Annotated in this window: 32 protein-coding genes and 1 pseudogene; 29 read left to right on the forward strand and 4 right to left on the reverse strand. The window is 46.4% G+C overall.

Features of this window, described 5'->3' with window-relative positions:
- Window positions 1-186: 186 nt before the first annotated feature.
- The 9 genes from cmk to ispG all read left to right on the forward strand — a co-directional run bounded on the left by cmk (window position 187) and on the right by ispG (window position 9,174).
- Entirely contained in the window at window positions 187-846 is a 660-nt protein-coding gene (gene cmk, locus C7N83_RS00175) for a (d)CMP kinase (protein ID WP_106739735.1), read from the forward strand.
- Window positions 847-1,092: 246 nt separating this feature from the next.
- Complete coding sequence (gene rpsA / locus C7N83_RS00185) at window positions 1,093-2,775, forward strand: 30S ribosomal protein S1 (protein ID WP_106739738.1); 1,683 nt, start codon at window positions 1,093-1,095, stop codon at window positions 2,773-2,775.
- Window positions 2,776-2,786: 11 nt separating this feature from the next.
- Window positions 2,787-3,101, forward strand: coding sequence for an integration host factor subunit beta (locus tag C7N83_RS00190; protein ID WP_095503440.1), 315 nt, complete (start codon window positions 2,787-2,789; stop codon window positions 3,099-3,101).
- 152 nt (window positions 3,102-3,253) lie between these two features.
- A complete protein-coding gene (zapE, locus tag C7N83_RS00195; RefSeq protein WP_106739739.1) occupies window positions 3,254-4,384 on the forward strand; it encodes a cell division protein ZapE in 1,131 nt (376 codons plus the stop codon).
- Window positions 4,385-4,532: 148 nt separating this feature from the next.
- Complete coding sequence (gene ndk, locus C7N83_RS00200) at window positions 4,533-4,958, forward strand: nucleoside-diphosphate kinase (protein ID WP_106739741.1); 426 nt, start codon at window positions 4,533-4,535, stop codon at window positions 4,956-4,958.
- A 233-nt stretch (window positions 4,959-5,191) separates the two neighbouring features.
- Window positions 5,192-6,286 (forward strand): dual-specificity RNA methyltransferase RlmN, encoded by a 1,095-nt coding sequence (gene rlmN, locus C7N83_RS00205; RefSeq protein ID WP_106739743.1) that lies wholly within the window; start codon window positions 5,192-5,194, stop codon window positions 6,284-6,286.
- Window positions 6,287-6,289: 3 nt separating this feature from the next.
- Window positions 6,290-7,045, forward strand: a complete 756-nt coding sequence (gene pilW / locus C7N83_RS00210; RefSeq protein WP_106739745.1) for a type IV pilus biogenesis/stability protein PilW — start codon at window positions 6,290-6,292, stop codon at window positions 7,043-7,045.
- A gap of 3 nt (window positions 7,046-7,048) precedes the next feature.
- Window positions 7,049-7,906, forward strand: a complete 858-nt coding sequence (locus C7N83_RS00215; protein ID WP_106739747.1) for a helix-turn-helix domain-containing protein — start codon at window positions 7,049-7,051, stop codon at window positions 7,904-7,906.
- Window positions 7,907-7,908: 2 nt separating this feature from the next.
- On the forward strand, window positions 7,909-9,174 hold the full coding sequence (ispG, locus tag C7N83_RS00220) for a flavodoxin-dependent (E)-4-hydroxy-3-methylbut-2-enyl-diphosphate synthase (protein WP_106739749.1): 1,266 nt from the start codon (window positions 7,909-7,911) through the stop codon (window positions 9,172-9,174).
- 88 nt (window positions 9,175-9,262) lie between these two features.
- On the opposite strand, the gene C7N83_RS00225 is transcribed toward ispG, so the two are convergent.
- A complete protein-coding gene (locus C7N83_RS00225; RefSeq protein WP_106739750.1) occupies window positions 9,263-10,186 on the reverse strand; it encodes a pseudouridine synthase in 924 nt (307 codons plus the stop codon).
- 219 nt (window positions 10,187-10,405) lie between these two features.
- A complete protein-coding gene (locus C7N83_RS00230) occupies window positions 10,406-10,849 on the reverse strand; it encodes a MarR family winged helix-turn-helix transcriptional regulator (protein ID WP_106739752.1) in 444 nt (147 codons plus the stop codon).
- A gap of 317 nt (window positions 10,850-11,166) precedes the next feature.
- On the opposite strand from C7N83_RS00230, the gene C7N83_RS15500 reads away from it, so the two are divergent.
- The 13 genes from C7N83_RS15500 (at window position 11,167) to C7N83_RS00290 (ending at window position 19,759) form a co-directional block, all read left to right on the forward strand.
- On the forward strand, window positions 11,167-11,361 hold the full coding sequence (locus C7N83_RS15500) for a hypothetical protein (protein ID WP_245911055.1): 195 nt from the start codon (window positions 11,167-11,169) through the stop codon (window positions 11,359-11,361).
- 39 nt (window positions 11,362-11,400) lie between these two features.
- On the forward strand, window positions 11,401-11,616 hold the full coding sequence (locus C7N83_RS15505) for a hypothetical protein (RefSeq protein WP_245911056.1): 216 nt from the start codon (window positions 11,401-11,403) through the stop codon (window positions 11,614-11,616).
- 45 nt (window positions 11,617-11,661) lie between these two features.
- Window positions 11,662-12,093: a cytochrome b gene (locus C7N83_RS00240; protein ID WP_106739754.1), complete on the forward strand. Its 432-nt coding sequence runs from the start codon at window positions 11,662-11,664 to the stop codon at window positions 12,091-12,093.
- Between the two features lie 55 nt (window positions 12,094-12,148).
- Window positions 12,149-12,616 carry an antibiotic biosynthesis monooxygenase family protein gene (locus C7N83_RS00245; RefSeq protein ID WP_106739755.1) on the forward strand — a complete coding sequence of 156 codons (468 nt, stop codon included), beginning with the start codon at window positions 12,149-12,151 and terminating at the stop codon, window positions 12,614-12,616.
- Between the two features lie 134 nt (window positions 12,617-12,750).
- Window positions 12,751-14,046, forward strand: coding sequence for a histidine--tRNA ligase (hisS, locus tag C7N83_RS00250; protein ID WP_106739757.1), 1,296 nt, complete (start codon window positions 12,751-12,753; stop codon window positions 14,044-14,046).
- A complete protein-coding gene (locus C7N83_RS00255) occupies window positions 14,047-14,676 on the forward strand; it encodes a YfgM family protein (protein WP_106739759.1) in 630 nt (209 codons plus the stop codon).
- 191 nt (window positions 14,677-14,867) lie between these two features.
- Window positions 14,868-16,337 carry a ribosome biogenesis GTPase Der gene (der, locus tag C7N83_RS00260; RefSeq protein WP_106739760.1) on the forward strand — a complete coding sequence of 490 codons (1,470 nt, stop codon included), beginning with the start codon at window positions 14,868-14,870 and terminating at the stop codon, window positions 16,335-16,337.
- Between the two features lie 316 nt (window positions 16,338-16,653).
- Window positions 16,654-16,944 (forward strand): RNA chaperone Hfq, encoded by a 291-nt coding sequence (gene hfq, locus C7N83_RS00265; protein WP_106739762.1) that lies wholly within the window; start codon window positions 16,654-16,656, stop codon window positions 16,942-16,944.
- A 90-nt stretch (window positions 16,945-17,034) separates the two neighbouring features.
- A complete protein-coding gene (gene mnmM / locus C7N83_RS00270) occupies window positions 17,035-17,598 on the forward strand; it encodes a tRNA 5-(aminomethyl)-2-thiouridylate-methyltransferase MnmM (protein WP_106739764.1) in 564 nt (187 codons plus the stop codon).
- Window positions 17,599-17,652: 54 nt separating this feature from the next.
- Window positions 17,653-18,024: a SirB2 family protein gene (locus C7N83_RS00275; RefSeq protein WP_106739765.1), complete on the forward strand. Its 372-nt coding sequence runs from the start codon at window positions 17,653-17,655 to the stop codon at window positions 18,022-18,024.
- A gap of 12 nt (window positions 18,025-18,036) precedes the next feature.
- Window positions 18,037-18,537: a 2-amino-4-hydroxy-6-hydroxymethyldihydropteridine diphosphokinase gene (gene folK, locus C7N83_RS00280; RefSeq protein ID WP_106739767.1), complete on the forward strand. Its 501-nt coding sequence runs from the start codon at window positions 18,037-18,039 to the stop codon at window positions 18,535-18,537.
- 110 nt (window positions 18,538-18,647) lie between these two features.
- A complete protein-coding gene (locus tag C7N83_RS00285) occupies window positions 18,648-19,283 on the forward strand; it encodes a deoxynucleoside kinase (RefSeq protein ID WP_106739768.1) in 636 nt (211 codons plus the stop codon).
- Window positions 19,284-19,318: 35 nt separating this feature from the next.
- The gene (locus C7N83_RS00290; RefSeq protein WP_170064740.1) at window positions 19,319-19,759 is read left to right on the forward strand and encodes a peroxiredoxin; all 441 of its coding nucleotides are present in this window, start codon (window positions 19,319-19,321) and stop codon (window positions 19,757-19,759) included.
- A gap of 10 nt (window positions 19,760-19,769) precedes the next feature.
- On the opposite strand, the pseudogene C7N83_RS15510 reads toward C7N83_RS00290, so the two are convergent.
- Window positions 19,770-20,222 (reverse strand): annotated as a pseudogene (locus C7N83_RS15510) (cytochrome b).
- Window positions 20,223-20,348: 126 nt separating this feature from the next.
- Here C7N83_RS15510 and C7N83_RS00300 point away from each other — a divergent pair.
- From C7N83_RS00300 to C7N83_RS00330, 7 genes are all read left to right on the forward strand, one after another.
- Complete coding sequence (locus tag C7N83_RS00300; RefSeq protein ID WP_245911057.1) at window positions 20,349-20,792, forward strand: MarR family winged helix-turn-helix transcriptional regulator; 444 nt, start codon at window positions 20,349-20,351, stop codon at window positions 20,790-20,792.
- Between the two features lie 121 nt (window positions 20,793-20,913).
- Window positions 20,914-21,786, forward strand: coding sequence for a site-specific tyrosine recombinase XerD (gene xerD, locus C7N83_RS00305; protein WP_170064741.1), 873 nt, complete (start codon window positions 20,914-20,916; stop codon window positions 21,784-21,786).
- A 50-nt stretch (window positions 21,787-21,836) separates the two neighbouring features.
- Window positions 21,837-22,265, forward strand: coding sequence for a TOBE domain-containing protein (locus tag C7N83_RS00310; RefSeq protein ID WP_106739772.1), 429 nt, complete (start codon window positions 21,837-21,839; stop codon window positions 22,263-22,265).
- A 232-nt stretch (window positions 22,266-22,497) separates the two neighbouring features.
- Window positions 22,498-22,701: a (2Fe-2S)-binding protein gene (locus C7N83_RS00315; RefSeq protein ID WP_106739774.1), complete on the forward strand. Its 204-nt coding sequence runs from the start codon at window positions 22,498-22,500 to the stop codon at window positions 22,699-22,701.
- A gap of 372 nt (window positions 22,702-23,073) precedes the next feature.
- Window positions 23,074-24,405, forward strand: coding sequence for a branched-chain amino acid transport system II carrier protein (brnQ, locus tag C7N83_RS00320; RefSeq protein ID WP_106739775.1), 1,332 nt, complete (start codon window positions 23,074-23,076; stop codon window positions 24,403-24,405).
- A gap of 246 nt (window positions 24,406-24,651) precedes the next feature.
- A complete protein-coding gene (locus tag C7N83_RS00325) occupies window positions 24,652-24,864 on the forward strand; it encodes a hypothetical protein (protein WP_106739777.1) in 213 nt (70 codons plus the stop codon).
- A gap of 53 nt (window positions 24,865-24,917) precedes the next feature.
- Window positions 24,918-25,193 (forward strand): glutaredoxin family protein, encoded by a 276-nt coding sequence (locus tag C7N83_RS00330; RefSeq protein WP_106739779.1) that lies wholly within the window; start codon window positions 24,918-24,920, stop codon window positions 25,191-25,193.
- A gap of 372 nt (window positions 25,194-25,565) precedes the next feature.
- Here C7N83_RS00330 and rfbD read toward each other — a convergent pair whose 3' ends face one another.
- On the reverse strand, window positions 25,566-26,429 hold the full coding sequence (gene rfbD / locus C7N83_RS00335) for a dTDP-4-dehydrorhamnose reductase (protein ID WP_106739780.1): 864 nt from the start codon (window positions 26,427-26,429) through the stop codon (window positions 25,566-25,568).
- Window positions 26,430-26,640 lie beyond the last annotated feature (211 nt).

A 26,640-nucleotide genomic window follows, 5' to 3' on the forward strand; every position in this document is an offset into this window, starting at 1 on the left:
TTTTTTAAACAACCGGGTGCAATTATACGATGATTCAAGTAGGTTTTGTATTGTCTTTGCATGCCAAAGGCCGTCTGAAGCCATGAATTTGGTGTCGAGATTGTTTATAATGCCGGCAACGGTCGGAATGATTGCTCAAACGGCCTTTGCACTGCCTTCAAACCAAACGAGATAAAGAGAGAAAATATGTTTGAAAAACAAAAAGTTATTGCTATTGACGGGCCAAGTGCTTCAGGAAAAGGAACGGTTGCTTCGCGCGTGGCTGCTGCCTTAGGTTTTGATTATTTGGATTCGGGCGCGCTTTACCGGCTGACTGCGCTGTACGCCCAAAAAGAAAACGTGGAATGGACGGATGAGGCAGATGTGGCCAAGTTGGCAGAAAATTTGCCGGCTGAGTTTGCCGGACAAAAAGTTTTGCTGAACGGTGAAGACGTTTCCGGACAAATCCGCAGCGAAACCGTCGGCATGGGCGCATCGGCCGTCGCGCAATTGCCGAAAGTACGCACCGCCTTATTGCAACGCCAGCGCGATTTTCTGACTGATAAAGGCTTGGTGGCCGACGGACGCGATATTGGTTCGGTGATTTTTCCTGATGCCGCGCTTAAAGTTTTTCTGACCGCCAGCGCACAAGTGCGTGCCGAACGCCGCGCCAAGCAAATCGGCTTACCGTGCGAAGGTGTGGAATTCTACCGTATTTTGTCAGATATCGAGGTGCGTGATGAAGCTGATCGCCGCCGCGCTGTTGCGCCGTTGCAGCAATTACCGGATGCGCAACTTTTAGATACTACTGATTTGGGTATTGAAGAAAGCGTAAAAAAAGTGCTTGATTGGTATAGCAAAGTCTGAAAATTACTGTATAATTCTCTATTTGATTTCAGACGGCCTTTTATCTTGGAAGGCCTCACCTGAAAAAAATATAGTCGGTTAAAAATAGTCGGTTAATGTTAAGAAAGCGGCAAAGCGCATTCGGTGCATTGCCGTTCCTACCTTTGCAATCTTTATATTCGAATTTGACGCTTGCCGTGCCAAGGGCGGCAAACGATGTCCAACCTACCCCGCACCCCTTGGCGGTGTACCGAAAAGAGTTATTTTATGTCTATGGAAAATTTTGCTCAGTTATTGGAAGAAAGCTTCACCCTGCAAGAGATGAATCCAGGTGAGGTGATTACCGCTGAAATAGTGGCAATCGACCAAAACTTTGTGACCGTTAACGCAGGTCTGAAATCAGAATCTCTGATTGACGTAGCTGAATTCAAAAACGCTCAAGGCGAAATTGAAGTTAAAGTCGGTGACTTTGTTACCGTGACCATCGAATCTGTTGAAAACGGCTTCGGTGAAACCAAACTGTCCCGTGAAAAAGCCAAACGCGCTGCCGATTGGATCGCTTTGGAAGAAGCAATGGAAAACGGCGATATCTTGTCCGGCATAATCAACGGCAAAGTCAAAGGCGGCCTGACCGTGATGGTCAACAGCATCCGCGCGTTCTTGCCGGGCTCTTTGGTCGACGTCCGTCCGGTAAAAGATACTTCACACTTTGAAGGCAAAGAGATTGAATTTAAAGTCATCAAATTGGACAAAAAACGTAATAACGTGGTGGTGTCGCGCCGTGCCGTTTTGGAAGCTACTTTAGGTGAAGAGCGCAAAGCCTTGCTGGAAAATCTGCAAGAAGGTGCGGTTGTCAAAGGTATCGTTAAAAACATCACCGATTATGGTGCATTCGTTGATTTGGGAGGTATCGACGGTTTGCTGCATATCACCGACTTGGCATGGCGCCGTGTGAAACACCCAAGCGAAGTGTTGGAAGTCGGCCAAGAAGTTGAAGCCAAAGTATTGAAATTCGACCAAGATAAACAACGCGTTTCTCTGGGTATGAAACAATTGGGAGAAGATCCATGGAGCGGTCTGACCCGTCGTTACCCGCAAGGTACCCGCCTATTCGGTAAAGTGTCTAACCTGACCGACTACGGTGCATTCGTTGAAATCGAACAAGGTATCGAAGGTTTGGTACACGTTTCTGAAATGGACTGGACCAATAAAAATGTACACCCAAGCAAAGTGGTTCAATTGGGCGATGAAGTAGAAGTAATGATATTGGAAATTGATGAAGATCGTCGTCGTATTTCTTTAGGCATGAAACAATGTCAGGCCAACCCATGGGAAGAATTTGCTGCCAACCACAACAAAGGTGACAAATTGTCTGGTGCGGTTAAATCGATTACCGATTTCGGTGTATTCGTAGGCTTGCCCGGCGGTATTGACGGTTTGGTTCACTTGTCTGACCTGTCTTGGACTGAGTCCGGTGAAGAAGCCGTTCGCAAATACAAAAAAGGCGAAGAAGTTGAAGCCGTCGTATTAGCCATTGATGTTGACAAAGAACGCATTTCTTTGGGCATCAAACAATTGGAAGGCGATCCATTCGGTAGCTTTATTGGCGTAAATGATAAAGGAGCTTTGGTTAAAGGTGCTGTGAAGTCTGTTGACGCTAAAGGCGCGGTTGTTGCCTTGTCTGACGAAGTAGAAGCTTACTTGCCTGCAGCCGAATGGTCTAGCGAACGCGTTGAAGATTTGCGCAACGTTGTAAAAGAAGGCGATGAAGTTGAAGCCGTTATTGCAACGGTTGACCGCAAAAACCGCAGCATCCGTTTGTCTGTAAAAGCCAAAGACGCTAAAGAAAACCGCGAAGCGCTGAACTCAGTAAATTCTGCAGCAACTGTCAATGCCGGGACTACCAGCCTGGGTGATTTGCTGAAAGCTAAATTGTCTGGTGAAGAATAAGGTTGCAGACAATGACTAAGTCTGAATTAATGGTTCGTTTGGCAGAGGTTTTTGCCGAAAAAAACGGAAATCAATTGATGGCTAAAGATGTTGAGTACAGTGTAAAGGTTTTGGTAGATACCATGACCCGTTCGCTGGCTCGCGGCCAACGAATTGAAATCCGCGGTTTCGGCAGCTTCGACTTGAACCACCGTCCTGCCCGCGTGGGTCGTAATCCAAAAACTGGTGAGCGTGTGGAAGTACCTGAAAAGCATGTTCCGCATTTTAAGCCAGGTAAAGAGTTGCGCGAACGTGTGGACTTGGCTCTGCAAGAGAACGCCAACTAAAAGCCTGAGTAAGCAAGCGCCGCAGAAATGCGGCGTTTTTTCTTATAAGTTCAGGCAATAAAGAAGTTTCATGTTATAAATGCTTGGAGGCCGGGCGAAATCATTTATAATGGCTGCCTTTGGTTAGAATTAATAAATAATAAGGTTCAGTAATGAGTGATAGAGAAAATCTGTTTGTCCTGCCAAGTTTTGAAAATCACAGTCCGCTGACTTGGTATCAGGCTGCCGCCCAGCAGCCTAATTTTATCCGTGATGAAGCGCAAGCCACTGCCATTGAGCATTTAGACCGTTTGTGGACTGAATTGATGATGTTTAAACGCAAACGCAACCGTTTTTTAGGGCGCAGCCTGTGCTCGCCGCAAGTACCTAAAGGCTTGTACTTTTATGGTGGCGTGGGGCGCGGTAAAAGTTTTCTAATGAACGCTTTTTTCGGCTGCCTGCCTTATAAACGCAAACGCCGTGTTCACTTTCATGCATTTATGGCAGAGATTCACCAGCGATTGAAAGGTTTGAAAAGTGAAGCCAATCCGCTCAAAGCTGTGGCTTCAGAGATTTCTCGGGAAACACGCGTATTGTGTTTTGACGAGTTTCATGTCAGCGATATCGCTGATGCTATGATTCTTGGTCGTTTGTTGGAAAACTTGTTAAATGAAGGTGCCGTATTGGTGGCAACTTCCAATTACGCACCGTCTGAGTTGTATCCGCAAGGGCAAAACCGTAGTAGTTTTTTGCCGACCATTGCCCTGATTGAATCAAGCCTGACTGTTTTAAATGTAGATGGTGGCGAAGATTACCGCCTGCGTACTTTGAAGCCGGCTGAAATTTTCTTTGTGCCGGGCAATGAGGAAAACGAAAACAGACTGGCCGAGTTGTTTAAAGAAATGGCGCACACATCCGAGTTAAATCCCGGCATCAGCATTATTCACGACCGTGAAATTCCGCATAAAGCCAAATCGGATAAGGCAATTTGGTTTGATTTCCGTGTGCTGTGTTTCGGGCCGCGCTCGCAAGCCGATTATCTGTATTTGGCAGAAAATTATGAAGTTGTCTTTGTTTCAAGATTGGAACGGTTGACGCCGCAAGAAAAAGCTGAAGCGCGCCGCCTGACTTGGTTGATTGACGTGTTGTATGATTTTCGTGTGAAACTGTGTGCCACCAGCGCAGTCGATGTCCACGATATTTATGTTGAAGGCGATTTCGCTGCAGAATTCGCCCGTACCGCCAGCCGTATGGTGGAAATGCAGTCTGAAGTGTATTTGGCGCAGCCGCATTTGACATTATAAGCATAGGCAATAAAAAGATAAGAAAAAACAGGGCTGATTTTTACCAATGGAGATGCTTTCTACCACAAACAAATGAAGTTTGGTAAAATGAAATCTTGTCGGATTTTTAAAACAATATTGCAAAATACAATGAATATAAGGACATGATATGGCTATTGAACGCACCATCTCTATCGTAAAACCGGATGCCGTAGGCAAGAACGTTATCGGTAAAATTTATGACCGCTTTGAAAGTAACGGCTTGAAAATCGTTGCGGCAAAAATGAAACATCTGACGCAAGCTGAAGCCGAAGGTTTCTATGCTGTACACAAAGAGCGTCCTTTCTTTGTGGATTTGGTTAAATTCATGACCAGCGGCCCGGTAATGATTCAAGTATTGGAAGGCGAAAACGCCGTTGCCAAAAACCGTGAGCTGATGGGTGCGACCAATCCTAAAGAAGCGGCTGCCCATACTATCCGTGCTGATTTTGCCGAGTCCATCGATGCTAACGCAGTACATGGTTCCGACAGCTTGGAAAACGCTGTCATCGAAATCGCTTACTTCTTCAACGACAGTGAAATCTGCCCTCGTTAATTGACGATCGTCATTCGTTTGAGGCCGTCTGAATGATTTTTCCGAAAGCAATATGTGTTCGGGAAAACAGACAGACGGCTAAAAGACTTTGTCGAATACATTTTCAGACGGCCTTTTGATAGAATAATGAAAAGGCTATCTGAAAATAAATCTGAAAAGGCTTTTAAATTAAAGCTGTATTTTGCCATGTCACACAATTTTAATTTAACAGCTTCCAATAATTTAAGATATAGATGAAAACCAATCTGCTGAATTTTGATTTAAACGGTCTAACTGAATACTTTGCTGCGATGGGTGAGAAGCCATTTCGAGCCAAGCAGGTTATGCGCTGGATTCACCAATCAGGTGCATCTGAATTTGATGAAATGACCGATTTGGCCAAATCATTGCGCCAAAAATTAAACGGACAAACCAAAGTCGGTATTCCACAATTGATGGCTTCACAAAAATCTGCCGACGGTACGCGCAAATGGCTGCTTGATGTTGGCACAGGCAACGGCGTGGAAACAGTATTTATCCCCGAAGCAGAGCGCGGCACTTTGTGTATTTCGTCGCAAGTCGGCTGCGCGCTGGAATGTACGTTTTGTTCCACCGGTCGCCAAGGTTTCAACCGCAATTTAACCGCCGCTGAAATTATCGGCCAATTATGGTGGGCTAATAAAGCCATGGGAGTGACACCTAAAAACGAGCGTGTGATTTCTAATGTGGTAATGATGGGTATGGGTGAGCCGATGGCCAACTTTGATAATGTGGTTATCGCTTTAAGCATTATGCTCAATGACCACGGCTATGGCTTGAGCCGCCGCCGCGTGACCGTATCAACCTCAGGCATGGTGCCGCAGATGGACAGATTACGTGAGGCGATGCCGGTGGCTTTGGCAGTGTCGCTGCATGCGTCTAATGATGCTGTGCGTGATGAAATTGTGCCACTGAACAAAAAATACCCGCTGAAAGAATTGATGGCGGCGTGTCAGCGTTATTTGGTGAAAGCACCACGTGATTTTATTACTTTTGAATATGTTATGCTGGACGGTATTAACGACAAACCGCAACATGCGCGTGAGTTGATTGAATTAGTGGAAGATGTGCCGTGCAAATTCAATCTGATTCCGTTTAATCCATTTCCGAATTCAGGCTACGATCGTTCTTCCAATGAGAATATACGAGTATTCCGCGATATTCTGCAGCAGGCCGGACATGTGGTGACAGTACGCAAAACACGAGGTGACGACATTGATGCGGCTTGCGGTCAGTTGGCAGGTCAGGTGCAGGATAAAACCAAACGTCAGCAGAAATGGCAGCAGATTTTGGTTGAAAAACAGGGGTGAGCAATGAAAGTAAACATTTTACAGTCTTTAATTTTAATCTTAGCATTGGCGGCGTGTGCCGGTGCGTCCGGTCCGAGTCCGCGCGAGCGTGCGCAACAGGTTTCCAACATTAAAACCCAATTGGCTTTGGAATACATGAGTGTCCAAGACTACCGTCAGGCAACGCAGGCAATTGAAGATGCTTTAAGTTCAAATTCCAAAAACGAAGTGGCTTGGTTGGTACGCGCGCAGATTTATCAATATTTAAAGGTGCAGGATAAAGCGCAAGAAAGCTTTTTGAAAGCTTTATCGTTGAAGCCGGATAGTGCGGAAATCAACAACAACTACGGCTGGTTTGTGTGCAGTCGGATGAATAATCCGGCCGAGTCGATTCAATATTTCGACAAAGCCTTGTCGGATCCGACTTATCCCAGCCCGTATGTGGCGAATTTAAACAAAGGCATTTGCAGCGCGAAAATGGGTCAATTTTCGTTGGCTGAAGCGTATTTGGAACGCTCTTTGGCTGCCGCACCACAATTTCCGCCTGCGTTTAAAGAATTGGCACGAACCAAAATGTTGGCAGGCAGTCTGAACGATGCCGATTATTACTTCCGCCAATACCAAAGTAAGGTTGATGTTTTGCAGGCAGATGATTTGCTGTTGGGCTGGCGTTTGGCTAATGCATTGGGCAATACCCAAGCGGCTTACGAGTATGAGGCACAATTAAGGGCTAATTTCCCTTATTCCGAAGAACTACAGGCAGTGACAACAGGTCGATAATACATGGAAAACCAACAAAAACCAGCACACAACATCGAAGCAGCAAAAGTATTAGGTAACGAATTGCGCCAATTGCGTGAGAAGCGGGGCATTAGTATTAGTGAAATCGCAGGCCGTCTGAAATTATCAGCCGAACAAATCCAAGATTTGGAAAAAGGAGATTATTCCAGCTTCTCCGGCTTGGTATTTGCTACCGGTTTTCTGCGCTCGTATGCACGCTTATTGAAAATGGAAGAGCGGGACATTGCAAGCCGTCTGAAAGCCGTTGTGCCGCAAGCAGCTGATCACGTTTATGCGGTAAAGCGCGAGAAAGATGCCGGTTTTAACTACCCAAGCGTAGAAAAAAACGGTTTTCCCAAATGGATTTTAGGAGTAGCTGCGTTGGTATTAATTGTCGGCGGCATTTATGCTTGGCAGAATAAATCCAACTTGGAAAACACTCATCAATATACACAAGACAGCAGTGCCGTGCAAAACAGTCTGCAAGCCCCGGCTTTGAAAGCCAGTAATGTCGGAGTATCGAAAATGCCCGATCAAGATACACAGGTCATCGCTGCGGCTTCAACAGCCGTTGCTGCTTCTTCCGCTTCCGAGCCGAAAATCGAAGTGGCTGCCGATGAATTGTGGGTGAAAGTCCAATACCGCAGTAATCTGATTATTCATGATAAAGACGGCAAAATGGTATTCAGCAATATCATTCCGGCCGGCAGCGAGCGGCGTTTTAAAGGCGGTGCACCTTATGAAGTCTGGGTTGGTATTGCTGCAGGTGCTGAAGCGAATTATGGCGGCACAACAATTCGTCCGGTTGAATACCGTGCGCCGGGCAAACAGTCTGCCACCTTTATCGCAGGAAAAAAATAAACATGAATACACTCAAACGCCGCCAAACACATCAAGTACAAATCGACCACCTGACTGTCGGTTCGAGCGCTCCGGTGGTGGTGCAGTCCATGACCAATACCGATACTGCTGATGCAGAAGGTACGGCTTTACAAGTTAAAGAATTGAGTGATGCCGGTTCGGAAATGGTGCGGATTACTGTTAATAGTCCTGAAGCGGCTTCCAAAGTTACCGAAATCCGCCAGCGCCTTGACGATATGGGCTACAACACGCCGTTGGTCGGTGATTTTCACTTTAACGGCGAGCGATTATTGGCCGAATATCCCGAGTGCGGCAAGGCGTTGTCAAAATATCGCATTAATCCGGGTAATGTCGGCAAAGGTGTGAAAGGGGACGAAAAGTTTGCCTACATGATTCGCACTGCTGCCGAAAACAACAAAGCCGTGCGCATTGGTGTGAACTGGGGTTCTTTGGATCAAAGTTTGGCTAAGCGTATGATGGACGCCAATATGGCTTTGGCTGTGCCGCGTCCGCCGGAAGAGGTAATGAAAGAAGCTTTGATTGTTTCCGCCTTGGAATCGGCTGAAAAAGCAGCCAACTTGGGTTTGCCGGAAGACAAAATCATTTTGTCGTGTAAAGTAAGCTCGGTGCAAGACTTGATCCAAGTGTATCGTGAGCTGAGCAGCCGCTGCCAATATCCGCTGCATCTGGGTTTGACCGAAGCCGGTATGGGCAGTAAGGGCATTGTGGCATCAACGGCAGCTTTGGCGGTATTGCTGCAGGAAGGCATTGGCGACACCATCCGTATTTCTTTAACGCCAGAGCCGGGCAGTTCGCGTACCCAGGAAGTCATTGTCGGTCAGGAGATTCTGCAAACCATGGGCTTGCGTTCGTTTACGCCGATGGTGACAGCCTGTCCCGGTTGCGGACGAACCACCAGCACGGTATTCCAAGAGTTAGCACAAGATGTTCAGAATTATCTGCGCCAAAAAATGAATGTGTGGCGCACGATTTATCCGGGGGTGGAATCCTTAAACGTGGCCGTGATGGGCTGCGTAGTCAACGGGCCGGGTGAGAGCAAACTGGCCGACATTGGCATCAGCCTGCCGGGTACGGGTGAAACACCGGTTGCGCCGGTATATGTGGATGGTGAACGCAAGGTTACTTTGAAGGGTGATAATATTGCAGCCGAGTTTTTGTCCATTGTCGAAGAATATGTGAAAGAAAACTATCGCGAAGGCGGTGTAAAACGCAGCCAAAATAAGGTGATTCCGATTCAGACTGTTTGATTTGATTTGATTTGGAATAAAATGCCGTCTGAAACACAACTGTAAAGCTGATAAGCTTTGCAAAGGTGTTTCAGACGGCATTTTTGTTTTACAAACTTTGTTTACTCTCAAAATGCCGTATCTCTCCACTTATCGGATCTTGAAACGCAATACGTTTTGCCAATAATTTCAACGGTTTTTCATAATCTTCATCACCCGCTGCCGCTACGGTCGGATACAGCGCGTCATTGAGCAGCGGCATATCCAAACGCATCATGTGCACGCGAAGCTGGTGTTTTTTACCGGTATGCGGATAGAGGCGGTACAAGCCGTAGTTGCCGCGTTGTTCGATTAACTCAATCACCGTATGTGCATTCGGTTCGCCTTCGACTTCTTTGGTGAGGAAAAACATATCTCCGCGTACCATGCGCGAACGGACTTCCACCGGATAAACCAAATCGGTACGCAGCGGCGCAACTGCCTTATAAACCTTGTGTACCGTTTTTTCCTGAAACATGATTTGATAATCACGCCGGGAGGCCGGATTATGCGACAGCAGTATTACCCCGGCGGTGTCTTTGTCCAAGCGGTGCAGCGGCGTAATGTCGGCGACATTCAAATGCTGTAAATCCGGATGCAGGCGCAGCCGTGTCAGCAAGGTTTCGCGCAAAAAGCGGCCGCTGGGAATCACTGGTAAAAAATGCGGTTTATCGACCACAATCAAATGCTCGTCGATGTGCAGGATTTTTTCGTCAAACGGAATGCGCGGCTCGTCATCACGGCTGGTTTCGCGGTAGTAATACATCACTTCGCCGGGTACAAACACGGTATGTTCGCTCAAAGGCTTGCCGTCTGCACCGACCACAAAACCGCTATTGAGCCGCACCTGCCAGTTTTCCTGCCCGACAGAAGGAAAACGCACGCATAAAAAATCCAGCAAGGGCTTGCCGTAAAAGGTTTTTTCATGCGGCAGCACCAAGTAGCTGGGTTTGATACCGTCGAGTAAGGGTAGGGGGTTGATACGTTTTTTCATAGGGTGGATTGTAGCGTGTGTGTTTTTCAGGGTTTGCCATTGTAGGTACGGTTAGTCTCACTGCTTTTTCACGGCGTAACCGTACGCAAGCACCATCCTAAATACCGTCTGAAATGGGAATTTTTCAGACGGCATTGATTGTTTTTTGAAATAGCTGGATTTTTTGACAGCGTGCGTACGGTTACGCCGTGAAAAAGCAGCGCGGCGTACGTACCTGCATCATTCTTCCATCTTCACCTGCGCCACCAAATGCGCCAGTACCTTCGCCGCCACCGCCAATTCTGCCGGACTCAAATCAGCCGACCATTTTTCCGCCGTTTTTTCCCAGCGTGCATACACTTCGGCATATACCGCTTTGCCTTGTTCGGTTAATGAATACAGCGGCGAGCGTTTGTGTGCCGGATTGTCGTGTGCTTCGATTAAGCCGCTCTCTTGCAATAAATTCAACTGTTTCTGAGCACCTTGACGGGTAATGCCCATGCGTTCGGCGATTTGTGGTGAGGTTTGCGGCTGTTTGGCCAGATTGAGTGCCCCGAGCATCTGCCAGCGGGCGGAAGTCAGCCCCAAATCGGCGACAAATTGGTCGCCCCAATGGATTAACAAACCGTTGGCTTGGAAAACCTGTGTGGTCAGCAGGCCGAAGGCGTGGGAGTGGGTATTCATGATGATGCCTTACAAATATTAATTTAATCAGTAAAAAATGGTAATCAGTTGTCGTAAATAAAAGAGTCATTTAACGGCCGTCTGAAGAAATAATAAAGAAGCGCTGGGTAATCGATTATCTGTTTAAAATCGGATTCAGACAGTTATTATAGGGTTGTAAGTCTAAAGACCGATTATCTTCCAGTTGTATCTATCATAAATAATAGGCAATCAGTTGTCAATTTTTCAAAAATTAACACTCATAAATTTGACAACCACTTTACAAATTTGTAAACTGGTTTTCATGTTAAACGATAACTCAAACTAAGGAGACCATCATGAACCGTCAAACTTTAAAAATCATCCACATCATCGCAGGTATTTCTGGCTTTCTGTTTATCCTGTCTTTTGGGAGCAGTACGGTGATTGCCGAACTGTTTTTATCGCAGGCCGCTGTTGCTGCTGTGAAGCAATATTGTGTGCGCCTTTATTGTATTTATCCCTGTAATGGCAGCAATCGGCATTACCGGTAATAAATTGGGAGGCCGCAGCAATCCGCTCATTGCCGCCGCATGCCGAAAATTGCCCTCAACGGTCTGCTGGTGTTGCTGCCTTGCGCTTTTTATCTCAACCGCTTGGCGCAGGCCGGTGAATTTAACGGCATGTTTTACACCGTGCAAATCATCGAATTAATCGCAGGTGCTGCCAACCTGATCATGATGGGATTGAATATTCGCGACGGTGTAACCGCCGTGAAAAGCCGCACGGCTGCAAAAGTGCAAGCATAGGCCGTCTGAAAAATACAGCATTAAAACCTATAAGGAATCGCAATCATGAAAACTGACACCCCACAACGTTACAGCACCTTTACCCGCCGGTTTCATTGGCTGATGGCTGCTTGTTATCTGATTATGTTCGGCACTGCGCTGGCATGGAATGTGAACGAAAATTTAACTTATTTGATTAACGTGCACCGCGCAGTAGGAATTTTACTGCTGCTGATGACCCTGTTCCGCTTTGTGCTGGCTGTTAAAAACTTCCGCCATCGTCCGCACAATAATACCGCCACCCGTATCGGTCATTTGGCACTTTACGCCGCTATGTTTGCCGTACCGGCTTCAGGCATGGCACAGCAGGCAGAAGCAGCATTCGGCAATGCACACGGGTTGCTGGCATTCGGTTTGCTGTTGCTGGTAGCCGGTCATGTGATGATGACAGTAATCCACCAATGCAAAGGCGAAAAAATCTGGCAGCGTATGGCTTGAACTGCGCTGTTTTCCAACCTGAAACCCGTTTTATCCATATCGAAAGGTCTGAATCATGAAAACCAATTTCAAAAAATCCGCCGTTATTGCTACTTCAATCACTGCTGTGTTAATGGTGGCAGGCTGCTTCGGCTTTGGTCCGAAAAAATTTGCGAAAAAATACGCAGAGCAGGTCACGCTGATTAATGTGTTTGAAGTGCCACAAGGCAAAGTCGATGAAGCCATTGTTTCATGGGAAAAATCGCGTGACTTTTTGGCGAAACAACCCGGCTACATCAATACACGCCTGCACCGTAATATCGATGCTGACGGCAAATACCAATTAATCAACATCGCACAATGGGCATCACCTGCCGAGTTCCAAGCCGCCACTGCCAAAATGCGGCAGGAGCTGAACAATCCGCTACCGGAAGGCACGGTTGCTACCCCTGCGCTGTATGAAGTAACCCGTGTCGATGGCAAAGATCCGTTTATCAAAATGCAGCAGAAATTTTTAGAAGAAAAAGCGGTTGCTAATCGGTAATACTATTCCCAAAGGCTGTCTGAAAGAAACCGCAAATCTTTCAGACGGCCTTGTTGTTCCTTTTCCGAAACTCACAAAGTCTGAAAAATCCGCTATAATAACCGACTATTTGATTTCCCATTCTGTTTAAAAAAATGGCACAAAAAATCCAATCCGTAAAAGGCATGAACGACCTTTTGCCTGTCGAACAAAAAGATTTCAAACTCACCGCCGCTTTTTGGCAGGCATTTGAAGATACGGTCAGCCAATGGGCACGCGCTTACGGCTATCAGCAAATCCGTACGCCGATTGTGGAACAGACCGGTTTGTTTGTGCGTTCTATCGGCGAGGAAACCGATGTGGTCGGCAAAGAAATGTACACCTTTTCCGATTCCAATGATTCACTCAGCCTGAGCCTGCGTCCCGAAGGCACGGCTTCGTGTTTGCGCGCGGTGGTAGAGCATAATCTTTTATACAACAACCCGCAGAAATTATGGTATATGGGGCCGATGTTCCGCCGGGAACGTCCGCAAAAAGGCCGTTACCGCCAATTTCACCAAGTCGGTATCGAGGCGTTGGGTTTTGCAGGGCCGGACATCGATGCCGAAATTACTGCGATGTCGGCTGATTTGTGGAACAAACTGGGTATCAGGGATTATTTGACGCTGGAAATCAACAGCTTGGGCAATCGGAAAGAACGCGCCGCCTATCGTGCCGCGTTGGTGGCTTATCTGACTGAATATGAAGACCAATTAGATGAAGACAGCAAACGCCGTCTGAAAAGCAATCCCTTGCGCGTGCTGGACACCAAAAATCCCGGTTTGCAGGAAATCTGCAATGCGGCTCCGTGCCTGATTGATTATTTGGGCGAAGAGTCTCTGGCACACTACAACCGCTTTAAAGCCCTGCTTGACGGCTTGCAAATCGAATATGTCGAAAACCCGCGCCTGGTTCGCGGCTTGGATTACTACAACCAGACCGTATTTGAATGGACGACTGAAAAACTCGGTGCGCAGGCCACAGTATGCGGTGGCGGCCGTTATGACGGTTTGATTGAAGAGTTGGGTGGCAAGCCGGCGGCTTCCATCGGTTTTGCGATGGGTATTGAGCGTTTGCTGTTGCTGGTACACGAATACGGCTCGTTGAAAGTGAATGCTGCGCCGGACGTGTATGCCATGCACCAAGGTGAAGGTGCGGATTTGAAAGTGATGCAATACGCGCAAGCCTTACGCGCAGCCGGTTTGAATGTGTTGCAGCATTCGGGTTATCAAAAACTGAATGCGCAAATGAAAAAAGCCGATGCTAGCGGCGCACGTTTCGCGCTGATTGTGGCGCAAGACGAATTGGCCGAAGGCAAAGTCACACTGAAAGACATGCAGGGCGAAAAAGGCCAGATTACTGTGGCAGCCGCTGATTTAATCAATACTTTACAACAATGGAAGAACGTATAAATGGCAGCTCATTTGGAAGAACAACAAGAGTTAGACAATTTCAAATACTTTTGGAAAAGCACCGGCCGTTGGCTGTTTGCCCTGCTGATGCTGGTTGCATTGGGTTACTTGGGCTATACCATGTATCAAAGCCATTTGGTGAAAAAAAGCCAAGAAGCGGCAGGCGTGTTGGCGCAACTGGTTGAAAAGGCGCAAAACAAGGGCGATACCAAAGCCATTAATGTCGATTTGAAAAACCTTCAGCAAAACTTTGCCGATACCATTCCGGCAGCACAAGCCACGTTGATGGTAGCGGCTAGCGAATTTGATGCCGGTCGTTACGACGTGGCTTCAGGCCATTTGAACTGGGTATTGAAAAACCAAAAAGAGCCGTTGGTTCAAGCATTGGCAGTGCAGCGTTTGGCTGTGGTAAAGTTACAGCAGAAGAAATATGATGAAGCTTTAGCCGCCTTGGATACAAAAGTTGATCCCAACTACGAAGCCTTGTTGCTGGAAACCAAAGGCGATGTTTTTGTGGCGCAAAACAAAGCCAAAGAAGCGGCTGCCAGCTATGAGCAGGCATTAGCAAAATTACCGAAAGATTCGGGGAGCCGCGAATTGCTTCAAATGAAATTGGATTCGCAAAAATAAGGCCGTCTGAAACCATATTGATGGAATACGTTAACCAATCATGCAATATGGGCTGCAAATGGTTTGGCGCGGATGATGTGGATTTATGATAAGAACAGCAGGCTTGTCGGGATTATGTCCGGCAAGCCCTTGTGTGTTTTCAGACGGCCTGCCGAATAATAGGCCGCCTGAAAACGCAAGAAAGAGAAAAAATGAAACCAACGATTGCACTGGTGGGGCGGCCGAATGTCGGCAAATCCACCTTATTCAACCGATTGACACGTACCAAAGACGCGTTGGTACACGATTTGCCCGGCTTAACGCGCGACCGCCATTACGGTCACGGCAAAATCGGCAGCAAACCTTATTTGGTGGTTGATACCGGAGGTTTCGAGCCAGTAGTCGACAGCGGTATCTTGCACGAAATGGCGCGCCAAACCCTGCAAGCGGTTGATGAAGCCGATGCGGTAGTGTTTTTGGTTGATGCGCGCACAGGTCTGACCCCGCAAGACAAAATCATTGCCGACCGTTTGCGCCAAAATCCGCGTCCGGTTTATTTGGCTGTGAACAAAAGCGAAGGCGGCAATCAGGCAGTGTTGTCTGCCGAGTTTTACGAATTGGCATTAGGTGACCCGTATGTGATTTCCGGTGCGCACGGCGATGGTGTGTATTATCTGATTGAAGACATTTTGGCAGAATTTCCAGAGCCGGAAAAAGAGGAAGAAATCGCCAAACATCCGGTTTTTGCCGTGATCGGCCGGCCGAATGTCGGCAAGTCCACATTGGTGAATGCCATTTTGGGTGAAGAGCGCGTGATTGCATTCGACATGGCGGGTACCACGCGCGACAGTATCTATATCGATTTCGAGCGCGAAGGCAAGCCGTTTACCATCATCGACACCGCCGGTGTGCGTCGTCGAGGCAAAGTGGATAAGGCGGTTGAAAAATTCTCGGTGATTAAAGCCATGCAGGCGATTGAAGCGGCCAATGTCGCGGTATTGGTATTGGATGCGCAGCAAGACATCGCCGACCAAGATGCCACGATTGCCGGTTTTGCTTTGGAAGCAGGGCGTGCATTGGTAGTGGCGGTGAATAAATGGGACGGTATGAGCGAAGAGTGCCGAGGGCAAGTCAAGCGCGATATCAACCGCAAGCTGTATTTCCTTGATTTTGCTAAATTCCACTTTATTTCTGCTTTGAAAGAGCGTGGCATTGACGGTTTATTCGACAGTATTCAAGCGGCTTACGAGGCAGCTATGATTAAAATGCCGACACCGAAAATCACCCGTGTACTTCAGACTGCCGTTGAGCGCCAACAACCGCCGCGTTCGGGCCGGACCCGTCCGAAAATGCGTTATGCCCACCAAGGCGGCATGAATCCGCCGGTGATTGTGGTGCACGGTAACTCCCTGCACTTGATTTCTGACAGTTACACACGTTATCTGACCCAAACTTTCCGCAAAGCTTTTAATCTCCAAGGTACGCCGTTGCGGATTCAGTATAATGTTTCGGAAAACCCTTACGAAGAAAAAGAAGATAAGCCGAAGAAGAAACCATTGCGCCGTGCGGCCTACAGCAACCGTATCGCCAAACGTGAAGAACGTAAGGGTGAAAAAGTGCGCAATAGCGGCGGCAAAGCCAAGAAGCGCCAAGTCAGCGTGAAAAAACAACACAGCAAATAAAACAAGACCGGCAAACGAAAGCAAAATTTCGTTTGCCGGTCTTGTTTTGCACATAGTGTGGTTGGCTAAGTTGTCAAAAATGCCGTATAGCAAATAAAGTTGAAAAAGATGAAAGAGATAAGGTAAATAGAGTAAATATTTAAACAAAAAACAAGCTACATAGTAAGGAAAATCAAGCCAGATAAACAAATAGACCGTATTAAAAAGTTTGCATATTCTTACCCAAAATTATTGGTAAAAATCCATATTCAAGGCTACAATCGCCCATAAAGCTATTCACAGCTTTCCTTAAAATCATAATAACGGAGTAAAGAATATGACAGCTAAAGGACAAATGTTACAAGATCCTTTTTTGAATGCGTTGCGTAAAGAGCACGTACCGGTTTCGATTTACTTGGTTAACGGCATTAAGCTGCAAGGCCAAGTGGAATCATTCGACCAATACGTTGTTTTGCTGCGTAATACTTCAGTCACTCAGATGGTTTACAAACATGCTATTTCAACCATTGTTCCGGCCCGTGCGGTAAGCTTGCAGCACGAAAACAAACCGGCAGCCCAACCACAAGTAGTTGCGTCAGGGCAAGTGGAAACCCAGCCGGTAGAATAATGCAGGTCATTATTTTTTTGATACCTTACCGTTTGGCGGTAAGGTATTTTTATTTTCAGAAGGCCTTTCAAACGCAATGGAGAGAATGTGATGCCGATTCAGAATATTCTTCCCTTTACCCATCAATTATTAGCCAGTCATTTGCAAAATGGCGACATTGCTTTAGACGGTACGGCCGGGAACGGTCACGATACGGTTTTTTTAGCCGAGGCAGTAGGCAATTGTGGCAAAGTATGGGCATTTGATGTGCAAAAACAAGCCACCGAGCAGACCAAGGCCAGATTGATGGCGGAAAATTTGCTTAGTCGAGTTGCTTTGGTTCACGACAGCCACCAATATATCGAACGTTATATCTGTCAGGGATTGGATGCAGCGGTGTTCAATTTCGGCTGGTTGCCGGGTGGCGATAAAAACGTGACTACGTTGGCCGATAGCAGCCTTGCCGCGTTAAACAGTACCTTGTCGCTGTTAAATCCCAACGGCATTGTAGTGGCAGTGTTATACCCCGGTCACGATTCGGGCCGTGCGGAAACCGAAGCAATAGAAGCATGGGCGCAATCGTTGCCGCAACAAGAATTTGCCGTGTTGAAATATCATTTTATCAACCGCCAAAATCATCCGCCTTATATGTTGGCGATACAAAAGTTACGTTAGAAATGAATGTTTAGGGTAAAATAGCGTTATTCTCAAACTCTCCGCGACCCTGCCATGCAATATCTGATTGTTAAACACAGCCATATGTTTTTTGTGGCAATTACCATTTTATTGTTTACCTTGCGTTTTTTCTTGTTGTGGAAAAATCCGCAAAAACCTTTGGCCGGGGTATTGAAAGCCTTGCCGCATTTGAACGATACCATGTTGCTGTTTACCGGCTTGTGGTTGATGAAACTCACTCATTTCACCCCGTTTAACGCACCTTGGTTGGCCGTCAAAATTGTTTTATTATTGGTGTACATCGGCTTTGGTGTGGTGATGATGCGTGCTGCGCCGCGTTCGCGCAAATTCTATATTACCTATTTATGCGCCATGGCCTGTGTGGCCACGATTGTGTATATGGCTTTATTCAAACCTTATTTCTGAGGCCGTCTGAATATGTCGAACCGAAAATCCGCCATCATTGCATTGGGCAGCAATCTGCAAAACCCTGCCCAACAGGTTCGCGCAGCGTTGGCAGCGATTGCTGCCCATCCACAGATTGAGATTGAACGAACTTCTTCACTCTACATCACGACTCCGGTCGGCTATGACAATCAGCCGGATTTTGTGAACGCTGTGTGTACGGTATGCACCGGTTTGGAAGGCGTTGCTTTGTTGGCAGTATTGAATCAAATTGAGGCGGATTTCGGCCGCGAACGCACATTCCGTAATGCGCCGCGCACGCTGGATTTAGACATCATCGACTACCATCACCAAAGCAGTGACGATCCGCATTTGACTTTACCACATCCGCGTGCGCACGAGCGCAGTTTTGTGATGAAGCCACTGGCCGAAATCCTGCCTGATTTTGAATTGGGTCAACAAGGTAAAGCTGCCGATATTGCCGCACGGTTGGGAGATAATGGCATTCAGTTATTGAGTGAAGCGGATAAATAGGCCGTCTGAAAAAATCCTAACCACTTTCAGACAGCATCTTTATACTGTTCACTATTGCAGGGTCTGATAAAATACGGTCTGACAATAAAAAGACAGATTAGGGAATCAAAATGAACTATCGTTATATTGCGGTTGAAGGTGCCATCGGTAGCGGCAAATCAGAATTGAGCCGCCGTTTGGCTGCCCATTTCAATGCGCTACATCTGCCAGAAAATGCCGACCAAAATCCATTTTTGGCGCAATTTTATGCCAATGCCAATAATCACGGTTTGGCGACCGAGCTGTTTTTTCTGATGCGCCGAGCCGAAAGCGTGGATCTGATTAACGCTGAAGAAGAGAAAGGCAGCATGATTGTGGCGGATTTTCTGTTAGAAAAAGATCAGGTTTTCGTGCCGGTGGTGTTGAATGATAAGGAACAAACCTTATTCTGGGAGCTGAAACGCCGTACTATGCCGCAATATCCCTTGCCGGATTTGGTGATTTACCTGCAAACTGCTGCCGATACCAACCGCAAACGCCTGCAAAAGCGCGGTGACGGCGTGGTGAATCTGTTTCCAGCCGGCTATCTCAACCGCATCCATGAAGGATACAGCCGCTTTTTCCACCTTTATCAAAATGCCCCCTTGCTGATTGTGAATGCCGATGAATTGGATGTAAATGGTAACGACGAGCATTTTGAATTGCTGCTGCAGGCCGTAGGTGATTTGCAAGGTAGCCGCAATTATCTGAATTTAAGTGAAAAATAGTCTGAAACAACAGGCCGTCTGAAACGGAATCCATCATGTCGAAATATGAATTTACCCTTCCATCCAGCAGTGGTGAAGATTTTCACTCTGACGATCACCTACCTTTGATTGTGTATTTTTACCCGAAAGACAGCACACCCGGCTGCACAACCGAAGGTTTGGATTTTAATGCCCGATTAGATCAATTTAAAGCATTAGGCTACACCGTGGTCGGCATTTCGCGTGATGGTGTGAAAGCGCATCAAAATTTCTGCGCTAAACAAGGTTTTCAGTTTGAATTGCTGAGCGACAAAGAAGAAACCGTGTGCAAAATGTTTGATGTTATCAAGCTGAAAAAGCTCTACGGCAAAGAATCCTTGGGCATAGAGCGCAGCACATTTGTATTGAGCGGGCAGGGTGAAATCGCACACGAATGGCGCAAGGTGAAAGTAACCGGCCATGCGCAGGAAGTGTTGGAAACGGTTAGCGCGTCATAATTTAAAAGGGTTAAATCATACGTTTTAAAATCTTGTCGCCCTTGACATGATGAACAGCCACCATACCAATATGACCGGCCACCAACACCAAAAGCACCCACGCAAATATGCCATGCCAAGCGTTACCCGCATCAATTAAGGCTTGATTGTGCTTGGTAATCCCCACCTGGCGAACCACGCCCACCACAGGCACCGCCAACATCAATACATACAAAGCCCTATGTCCCAATTTTACCGTAAAGCTATTGGCCGGTGACTATTTGGCGTGCGTGATTGCCCAAATCAACCGAAACACTGTTAAAATCAGCAGCAGAATGCCAATGGCACGGTGCGGATTCATCAAAAATTTCAGGGTGTCATTCATATTCCAAGCGATTGCAGTTGCAAACATTGATCCGTAACACAACGCCATGCCCCAATGCAGATAACGTGCGACAAGACCGTAAGCAGTTTGAGTTTTCATAACTTTCTCCAAAAGAATAGCCAACTATTAAACATAAAATAATTAACATACTATATATTTATATAGCAAGCTATTTATATTTTACTGGTGAAATTCTTTAATTAATTGTTTTACAAGTAAATTTTTATGCAAAAAACAACGTCTGCAGGCTATTTGATGAACCACATCGCCCGCCAATTCGCCATTTTGTTAAATGAAGGGCTTAACCCTTTAGGCGTGTCGCCTGCCCAATTCCCCATTTTGCTGACCCTGTGGGAACAAGACGGACTGAGCCAAAATGAACTCGTGGAAATTGCCGATTTAAAGCAAGCGACCATTGCCAATACGCTTGCCAGAATGGAGCGAGACGGCTTGATTGTGCGAATACCCCACCCAACGGACGCACGTATTCGCCTGATTAAACTGACCAACCATGCTAAAGATTTGCAAGAAAAAGCCACCGTCATCGCCCAAAATATCAACCAAACCGCCTTGTCGGTGCTGACGGACGATGAACAGGAGGTATTTATTCGCATGATGAATAAAGTAGTGGCACAGCAAAAATTGATGATAAAAAATAAGGCTGGTTGAATTTTTTATAAAAAATACCGCTCAATTTTAGACGGTGTTCTAACCTTACTCTTTTTTTGTAAAAATCCCAAAGATAACAGGCCGTCGAAAGCATTATATTTTTCAGATGAGTTGGATAATAATGAACACCTTAATCGAAAACCTTTTGGAACATCTCTGGCTCAACCACCGCTTAAGCCAAAATACACTTCAAAGCTACCGTCTGGATTTGGAAAAAGTCGCGGCACGCTTACGCCATAAAAAGCTTGATTGGTTGAATGTCGCGCGCGAAGATTTGGCAGAAGCGGTGTATGATGCGGTTGAAAAACCGAGTTCGCAAGCACGGGCATTGTCGGCATGTAAAAGGCTGTATGCATGGCTGGAAGAAACTGAGCAGCGAAGCGACAATCCTACCGTATTTTTAAAGGCACCCAAGCAGGCACAAAAATTACCGAAGCTGATTACCGAAAACCAAATCGACAAGCTGCTGGGTGCTCCTGATACCGACACACCGCACGGTTTGCGCGACAAGGCATTATTGGAAGTGATGTACGCTACCGGCTTGCGCGTGACCGAAGCGGTGAAATTGCAGGTTGGCGACATTGATTTGAACAAAGGCTGGATTCGCACCATTGGTAAGGGCGGTAAGCAGCGTCTAGTGCCGTTGGGTGGTGAGGCAGTGTATTGGATTGAACGTTATCAGCAGGAAGCGCGCCCATTATTGCTGAAAGAAAAAATGTGCGGTGAATTGTTCGTCAGCCAAAAGCGTGTCGGCATTTCCCGCCAACTGGCGTGGATGATTGTGAAAGAATACGCCGAAGCAGCAGGTATGACTACATTGAGCCCGCACGGACTGCGTCATGCATTTGCCACGCATCTGGTTAATCACGGCGCTGATTTGCGCGTGGTGCAAACTTTATTAGGGCATGCCGACATCAGCACGACTCAAATTTACACCCACGTTGCCAACCAACGCTTAAAAAGCATAGTCGAGCAACATCATCCGAGAAACTGAGTTTCAGAGGGCCTTAAATCAGAAGGCCGTCTGAACATTGGAGAGGTATTATGAAAACCAGCGCACGCAATCAATTTGCCGGTGTAGTAAAAAGCATTCAAACTGGCGGTATTCACAGCCAAGTAGTATTGGTTTTGCCGAGCAATCATGAATTGGTCGTCACCATTACCAGCGAAAGCTGCGCCGAATTGGGCTTGAAAGTAGGCGTTACGGCGATTGCTTTGGTTAAATCCACCAACATCATTATTGCCACTGATTTGGACAACATCAAACTTTCTGCCCGCAACCAGCTTAAAGGCATCATCACCCACGTCGAACGAGGTGCGGTCAATTCGATTGTCACTTTGGATTTAGGCAATCATATCTATATCCATGCGGGGGTTACCGTGCAAAGTACCGAGCAGCTTGATTTGCACCCGGGCCAATATGCCACGGCGGTATTTAAAGCGGGGAGTGTGATTTTAGGTGTGTTGGCTTAATGATGCAGCGTTAATAAGGCCGTCTGAAAACAGATTATGTTTGCAGACGGTTTTTACTTGTAAATCAGTTGTTTGTATATATTTGAGTAATTTTATTAAGATTTGAAATCCAATAAAAAAATTCCAATAGTTTTGTACTTTTAAGCGATTGCAATAGAAACTGTTTTTATTTATATTTATGTTTAAGAATAAAACTAAATCTCATTATTGAGATGGAATCAGGAGCACGCACATGTTTGTATGCATTTGTAACGCCATTACTGACCACGACATCAAAGAATCTGTTGCTGCAGGTGCGGTGACCATGAGTGATTTGCAAGACCAATTGGGTGTGGCAACTTGTTGCGGCTGTTGCAGCGATTTGGCCGCTTCATTCCTGAATGCCGGAACATCCGCGCAAACCACAGTAACTGCGGGGATTACCATTCAAGCCTGAGTCGGAGAATGCATCAAGGCCGTCTGAAAAGCTTTTTAAATCTGATGATTTCAAAAAGTTTTTCAGACGGCCTTTCAATTTCGGGTGAGAGATAAGATAGTGTAAAAAAGTACGCCGTTCGATGCGGTTTAAGTTTACCGTTGTAACAGAAAATATTTGGGAATCATTAAAAATAAGTTGCTGGTTTTTGGAAATTTGACTATTCTTGACACCTGCTTTACATTTTTGTAGCGAAACCGTTGGCGTTGTTAAAGCAGCTGACTTTGGTTTTATTGTGAAAAGTAAAGATGAAATCGGTCATGTATGCGGTTTGTTCAAGCCGATATTGCGCATGATGTTTTATTGTACAGATAAGAAAAACAGGTGTTACACATGAATTCTTCAGGAAATCAAAAGGCATCACTGTGGGCCGTGGGTCTGATGCTGTTTGCTTTGTTTTTTGGCGCGGGTAATTTGATTTTCCCTGCTTTTTTGGGACAACAGGCTGGTGAAAATTGGTTTTCCGCCATGCTCGGCTTTTTGCTGACCGGTGCAGGGTTGCCTTTATTGGGGGTGATTGCGATTGGTTATTCCAATTCGCGCGATGTGCAGGTATTGGCATCACGTGTGACGCCTTTATACGGTATTTTATTTGCTTCGGCTTTGTATTTGGCCATTGGCCCTTCGTTTGCCACGCCGCGTACGGCAACGGTATCGTTTGAAGTCGGTATCGTGCCGTATATCAGCGAAGAAAGCAAAACGTTGGGTCTGGCATTATTCAGCTTGTTCTTTTTCGGCGTCGCTTATTGGCTGTCGTTGTCGCCGGGCAAACTGGTGAGCCGTATTGGTAAAGTCCTGACACCTGTGTTGTTAGTGACGATTACTGTTTTGATGGGTTACGCCGTTATGAATCCGATGGGCGGGGGCGGGCTGACCGCGCCGCAGGGTGATTTTGCGGTTCGTCCGTTCGTCAAAGGTATTTTGGAAGGTTACGGCACCATGGATGCGTTGGCATCGTTGGTTTTTGCCATCATTGTGATTGATGCCGTGCGCGCCATGGGTGTAGATGACCGTGCCGAATTGCTGCGCACTACGACTGTTTCCGGAGTGGTGGCCGCTACTTGCTTGGCATTCGTTTACCTGATGATCGGCTATATGGGGGCGACCAGTGTCGCCGGCTTGGGCGTGCAGGAAAACGGCGCGGCGGTATTGTCGAAAACGGCGCAATATTACTTTGGCAACGGCGGCAATATCCTGCTGAGCGTCATCGTTTTCTTGGCTTGTTTGAGTACTGCGATTGGCTTGATTGTGGCCAACGCAGAATTTTTCAACCGCTTGTGTCCTGGCATTCCCTACAAAACTTTTGTGGCTATTTTTACCTTGGTGTCTATGGGTTTTGCCAACAAAGGTTTGGCCGGTATCATCAGCTTCTCGATTCCGGTGTTGATGTTGCTGTATCCGCTGACAGTGGTGATTATTTTACTGGCGTTTTTGCACAATTTGTTCGGTGGCGGACGCATCGTCTATATCTGTACGATTTTCTTTACTTTGATTGTCGGTATTTTAGATGCCTATAAAGCAGCATTCGGTTTCAGTGATAACACAGCTGCAGCCGTCAACAACGTATTGCCGTTATACGACACCGGTTTGGGCTGGGTTGTGCCTGCGGTGGCCGGTTTTATTTTGGGCTGTATTTTGAATGCGGTGTTTAAAAAGAAAACATAATTTGTTTGCTGGATAAATGAGCAATATAAAGGCCGTCTGAAAGAAGATAGAGAAATCTTTTTTCAGACGGCCTTTATATGCGCATTCTGTTTTACAATAGCTGTCTGCCTGCTTCGGAACGTTTTGATTCCCCTTTTCGAATCGTTATCTCAGCCGTTTTTACCATTATTACACCGCTTTTTTGGTGATTGCCATCGGTTACGGTGCGTTGTGACAGAAGGTTTCCAGTCGTGAACAGTTCGACATTTGGGTCAGCTTGTTATTAAAATCGGCATGCCGATGATGATGTTTAATGTCATTGCCACGCGACGCGACCAGTTACCGATGTGCTCAAGCCGGAATATTTTATGGTTATACGCCGGCTTGAATCCTGAATTGGCCGCGTTAAACGGTTTGGCGGAGGTCGGTTCTGTCGGCTATCCCTTATTGCTGAGGCCACATTGTTGCCGATTATCCTGATTTCACTGGTGTTGGTGTAGCATCGCCAAGGCATACTAACGAAGGAGAAGATAATGAAACTGACTTTTATGTTCCGTGAATATTGCAGTCTGTGCCAGAAAATGCGTGACCAATTACAGCCGTTTCAGAAGGAATTCGGTTTTGAACTGGACGTGGTTGATGTTGATGAAGATCTGGTTTTGGAAGAAAAATACAATGAATGGGTGCCGGTACTGCTGCATGATCAACAAGAGATCTGCCATTGGTTTTTAGATGAAGACAAGTTGGTGCGTATATTAAAGCGTAGTCATGATGTGGAAATGCCGTCTGAAGATTCAGACGGCATTTGAAAAGGGTAAAGGTGTGACTCAGCATGGCACACCCTGATTTTAATTAACGGCTTTGCGCGGTAGCAGGAGTCGTCGGTTTGTTGCTAAAAGAGGCGCGTTTGGCAGCCTGAAAAATTGACTGGCGTCGACGATGTTGCATAATGATACTTCCTTTCACTTTGTTGCTTTGTACAGATTATATTTTTATTGTGAGATGTCATGTTGGTATAGGATAAGCGCTTTTTATAGAATTGAATACAGCGAATATGTAAAATTGTTGTCTTTTTCTGTTAGTGGTTATCATGGCGCATCATGGTGAAGATTTTAACGTATAAAAAAGGCCGCCTGAAACGCATCGGACTCGTGTTTCAGGCGGCCTTTTTTATACGTGGCTCAGTTTAATTTGCTCATGATTTCGTTCAAGGCTTTTTGCCAATCGGAAGCTTTGATTTTGAAATCACGTTCGATTTTATGATTGTCCATTACGCTGTAAGTCGGGCGGGACGCAGGAAGCGGATGGCCGCTGCTTGGAATGCCTTTCAGTTCGGGCATTTTGAAACCATCAATGTGTTTTGCCGCCGTTTGGAATATGGCATCGGCAAATTCATACCAGCTGACGGATTTATTGCCACAGTAATGGTAAATGCCCCGATGTATTTCCGGTTCGACAATGAGGCTGATAATAGTGGCGGCTAAATCGCCGGCATAGGTCGGATTGCCGATTTGGTCGTTGACAACGGATAAGCTATCGCGTTCGCCGGCCAAGCGAATCATAGTTTTGACAAAATTATTGCCGTATTCGCTAAACAACCATGAGGTACGGATGATGACGGCTTCAGGATGTGCGGCCAAAGCCAAGAGTTCGCCTGCGAGTTTGCTCTTGCCGTAAACGTTTTGCGGATTGGTGGCATCGGTGGTGCGATAAGGGCTTTTGTTGGTACCGTCAAACACATAATCGGTGGAAACATGGATAAAGCGGGCATGAATCTTTTGCGCAGCGGCGGCAAGATGGTGAACGGCTTGGGCATTCACGGCAAAGGCATTGTTCACGTCGGTTTCGGCTTTGTCGACAGCGTTATAGGCAGCGGTATTGACCACGATATCGGGTTGGAAATTTTGTACCATGTTGTTCACGGCTTCGGCATCGGTGATGTTTAAAGAAGTTGAATCTGTGGCAATCAATTCCCAATGCTCAGGAAAACAGTCGCGCAGACAATGGGCCAATTGGCCTTTTGAGCCGGTCAGTAAAATTCGCATACGGGTTTCTCCTTGCTATCGGAATAAAATAAAGTAGTGGATTGTAATTAATCGTATTATAAAGCAAATTTGCCTGGCTGATTATCCGGAAACCTGTTTTATTATTTATTTTTTAATCAAAAAATATTTTTTAGGTTATACTCTAAAACAAGAACAAGTTTTCAGACGGCTTTGAAAAATGATGCGTAATGGAAAATTTTTTGACACATTA

Source organism: Neisseria iguanae (assembly GCF_003013245.1).
GTDB lineage: Bacteria > Pseudomonadota > Gammaproteobacteria > Burkholderiales > Neisseriaceae > Neisseria > Neisseria iguanae.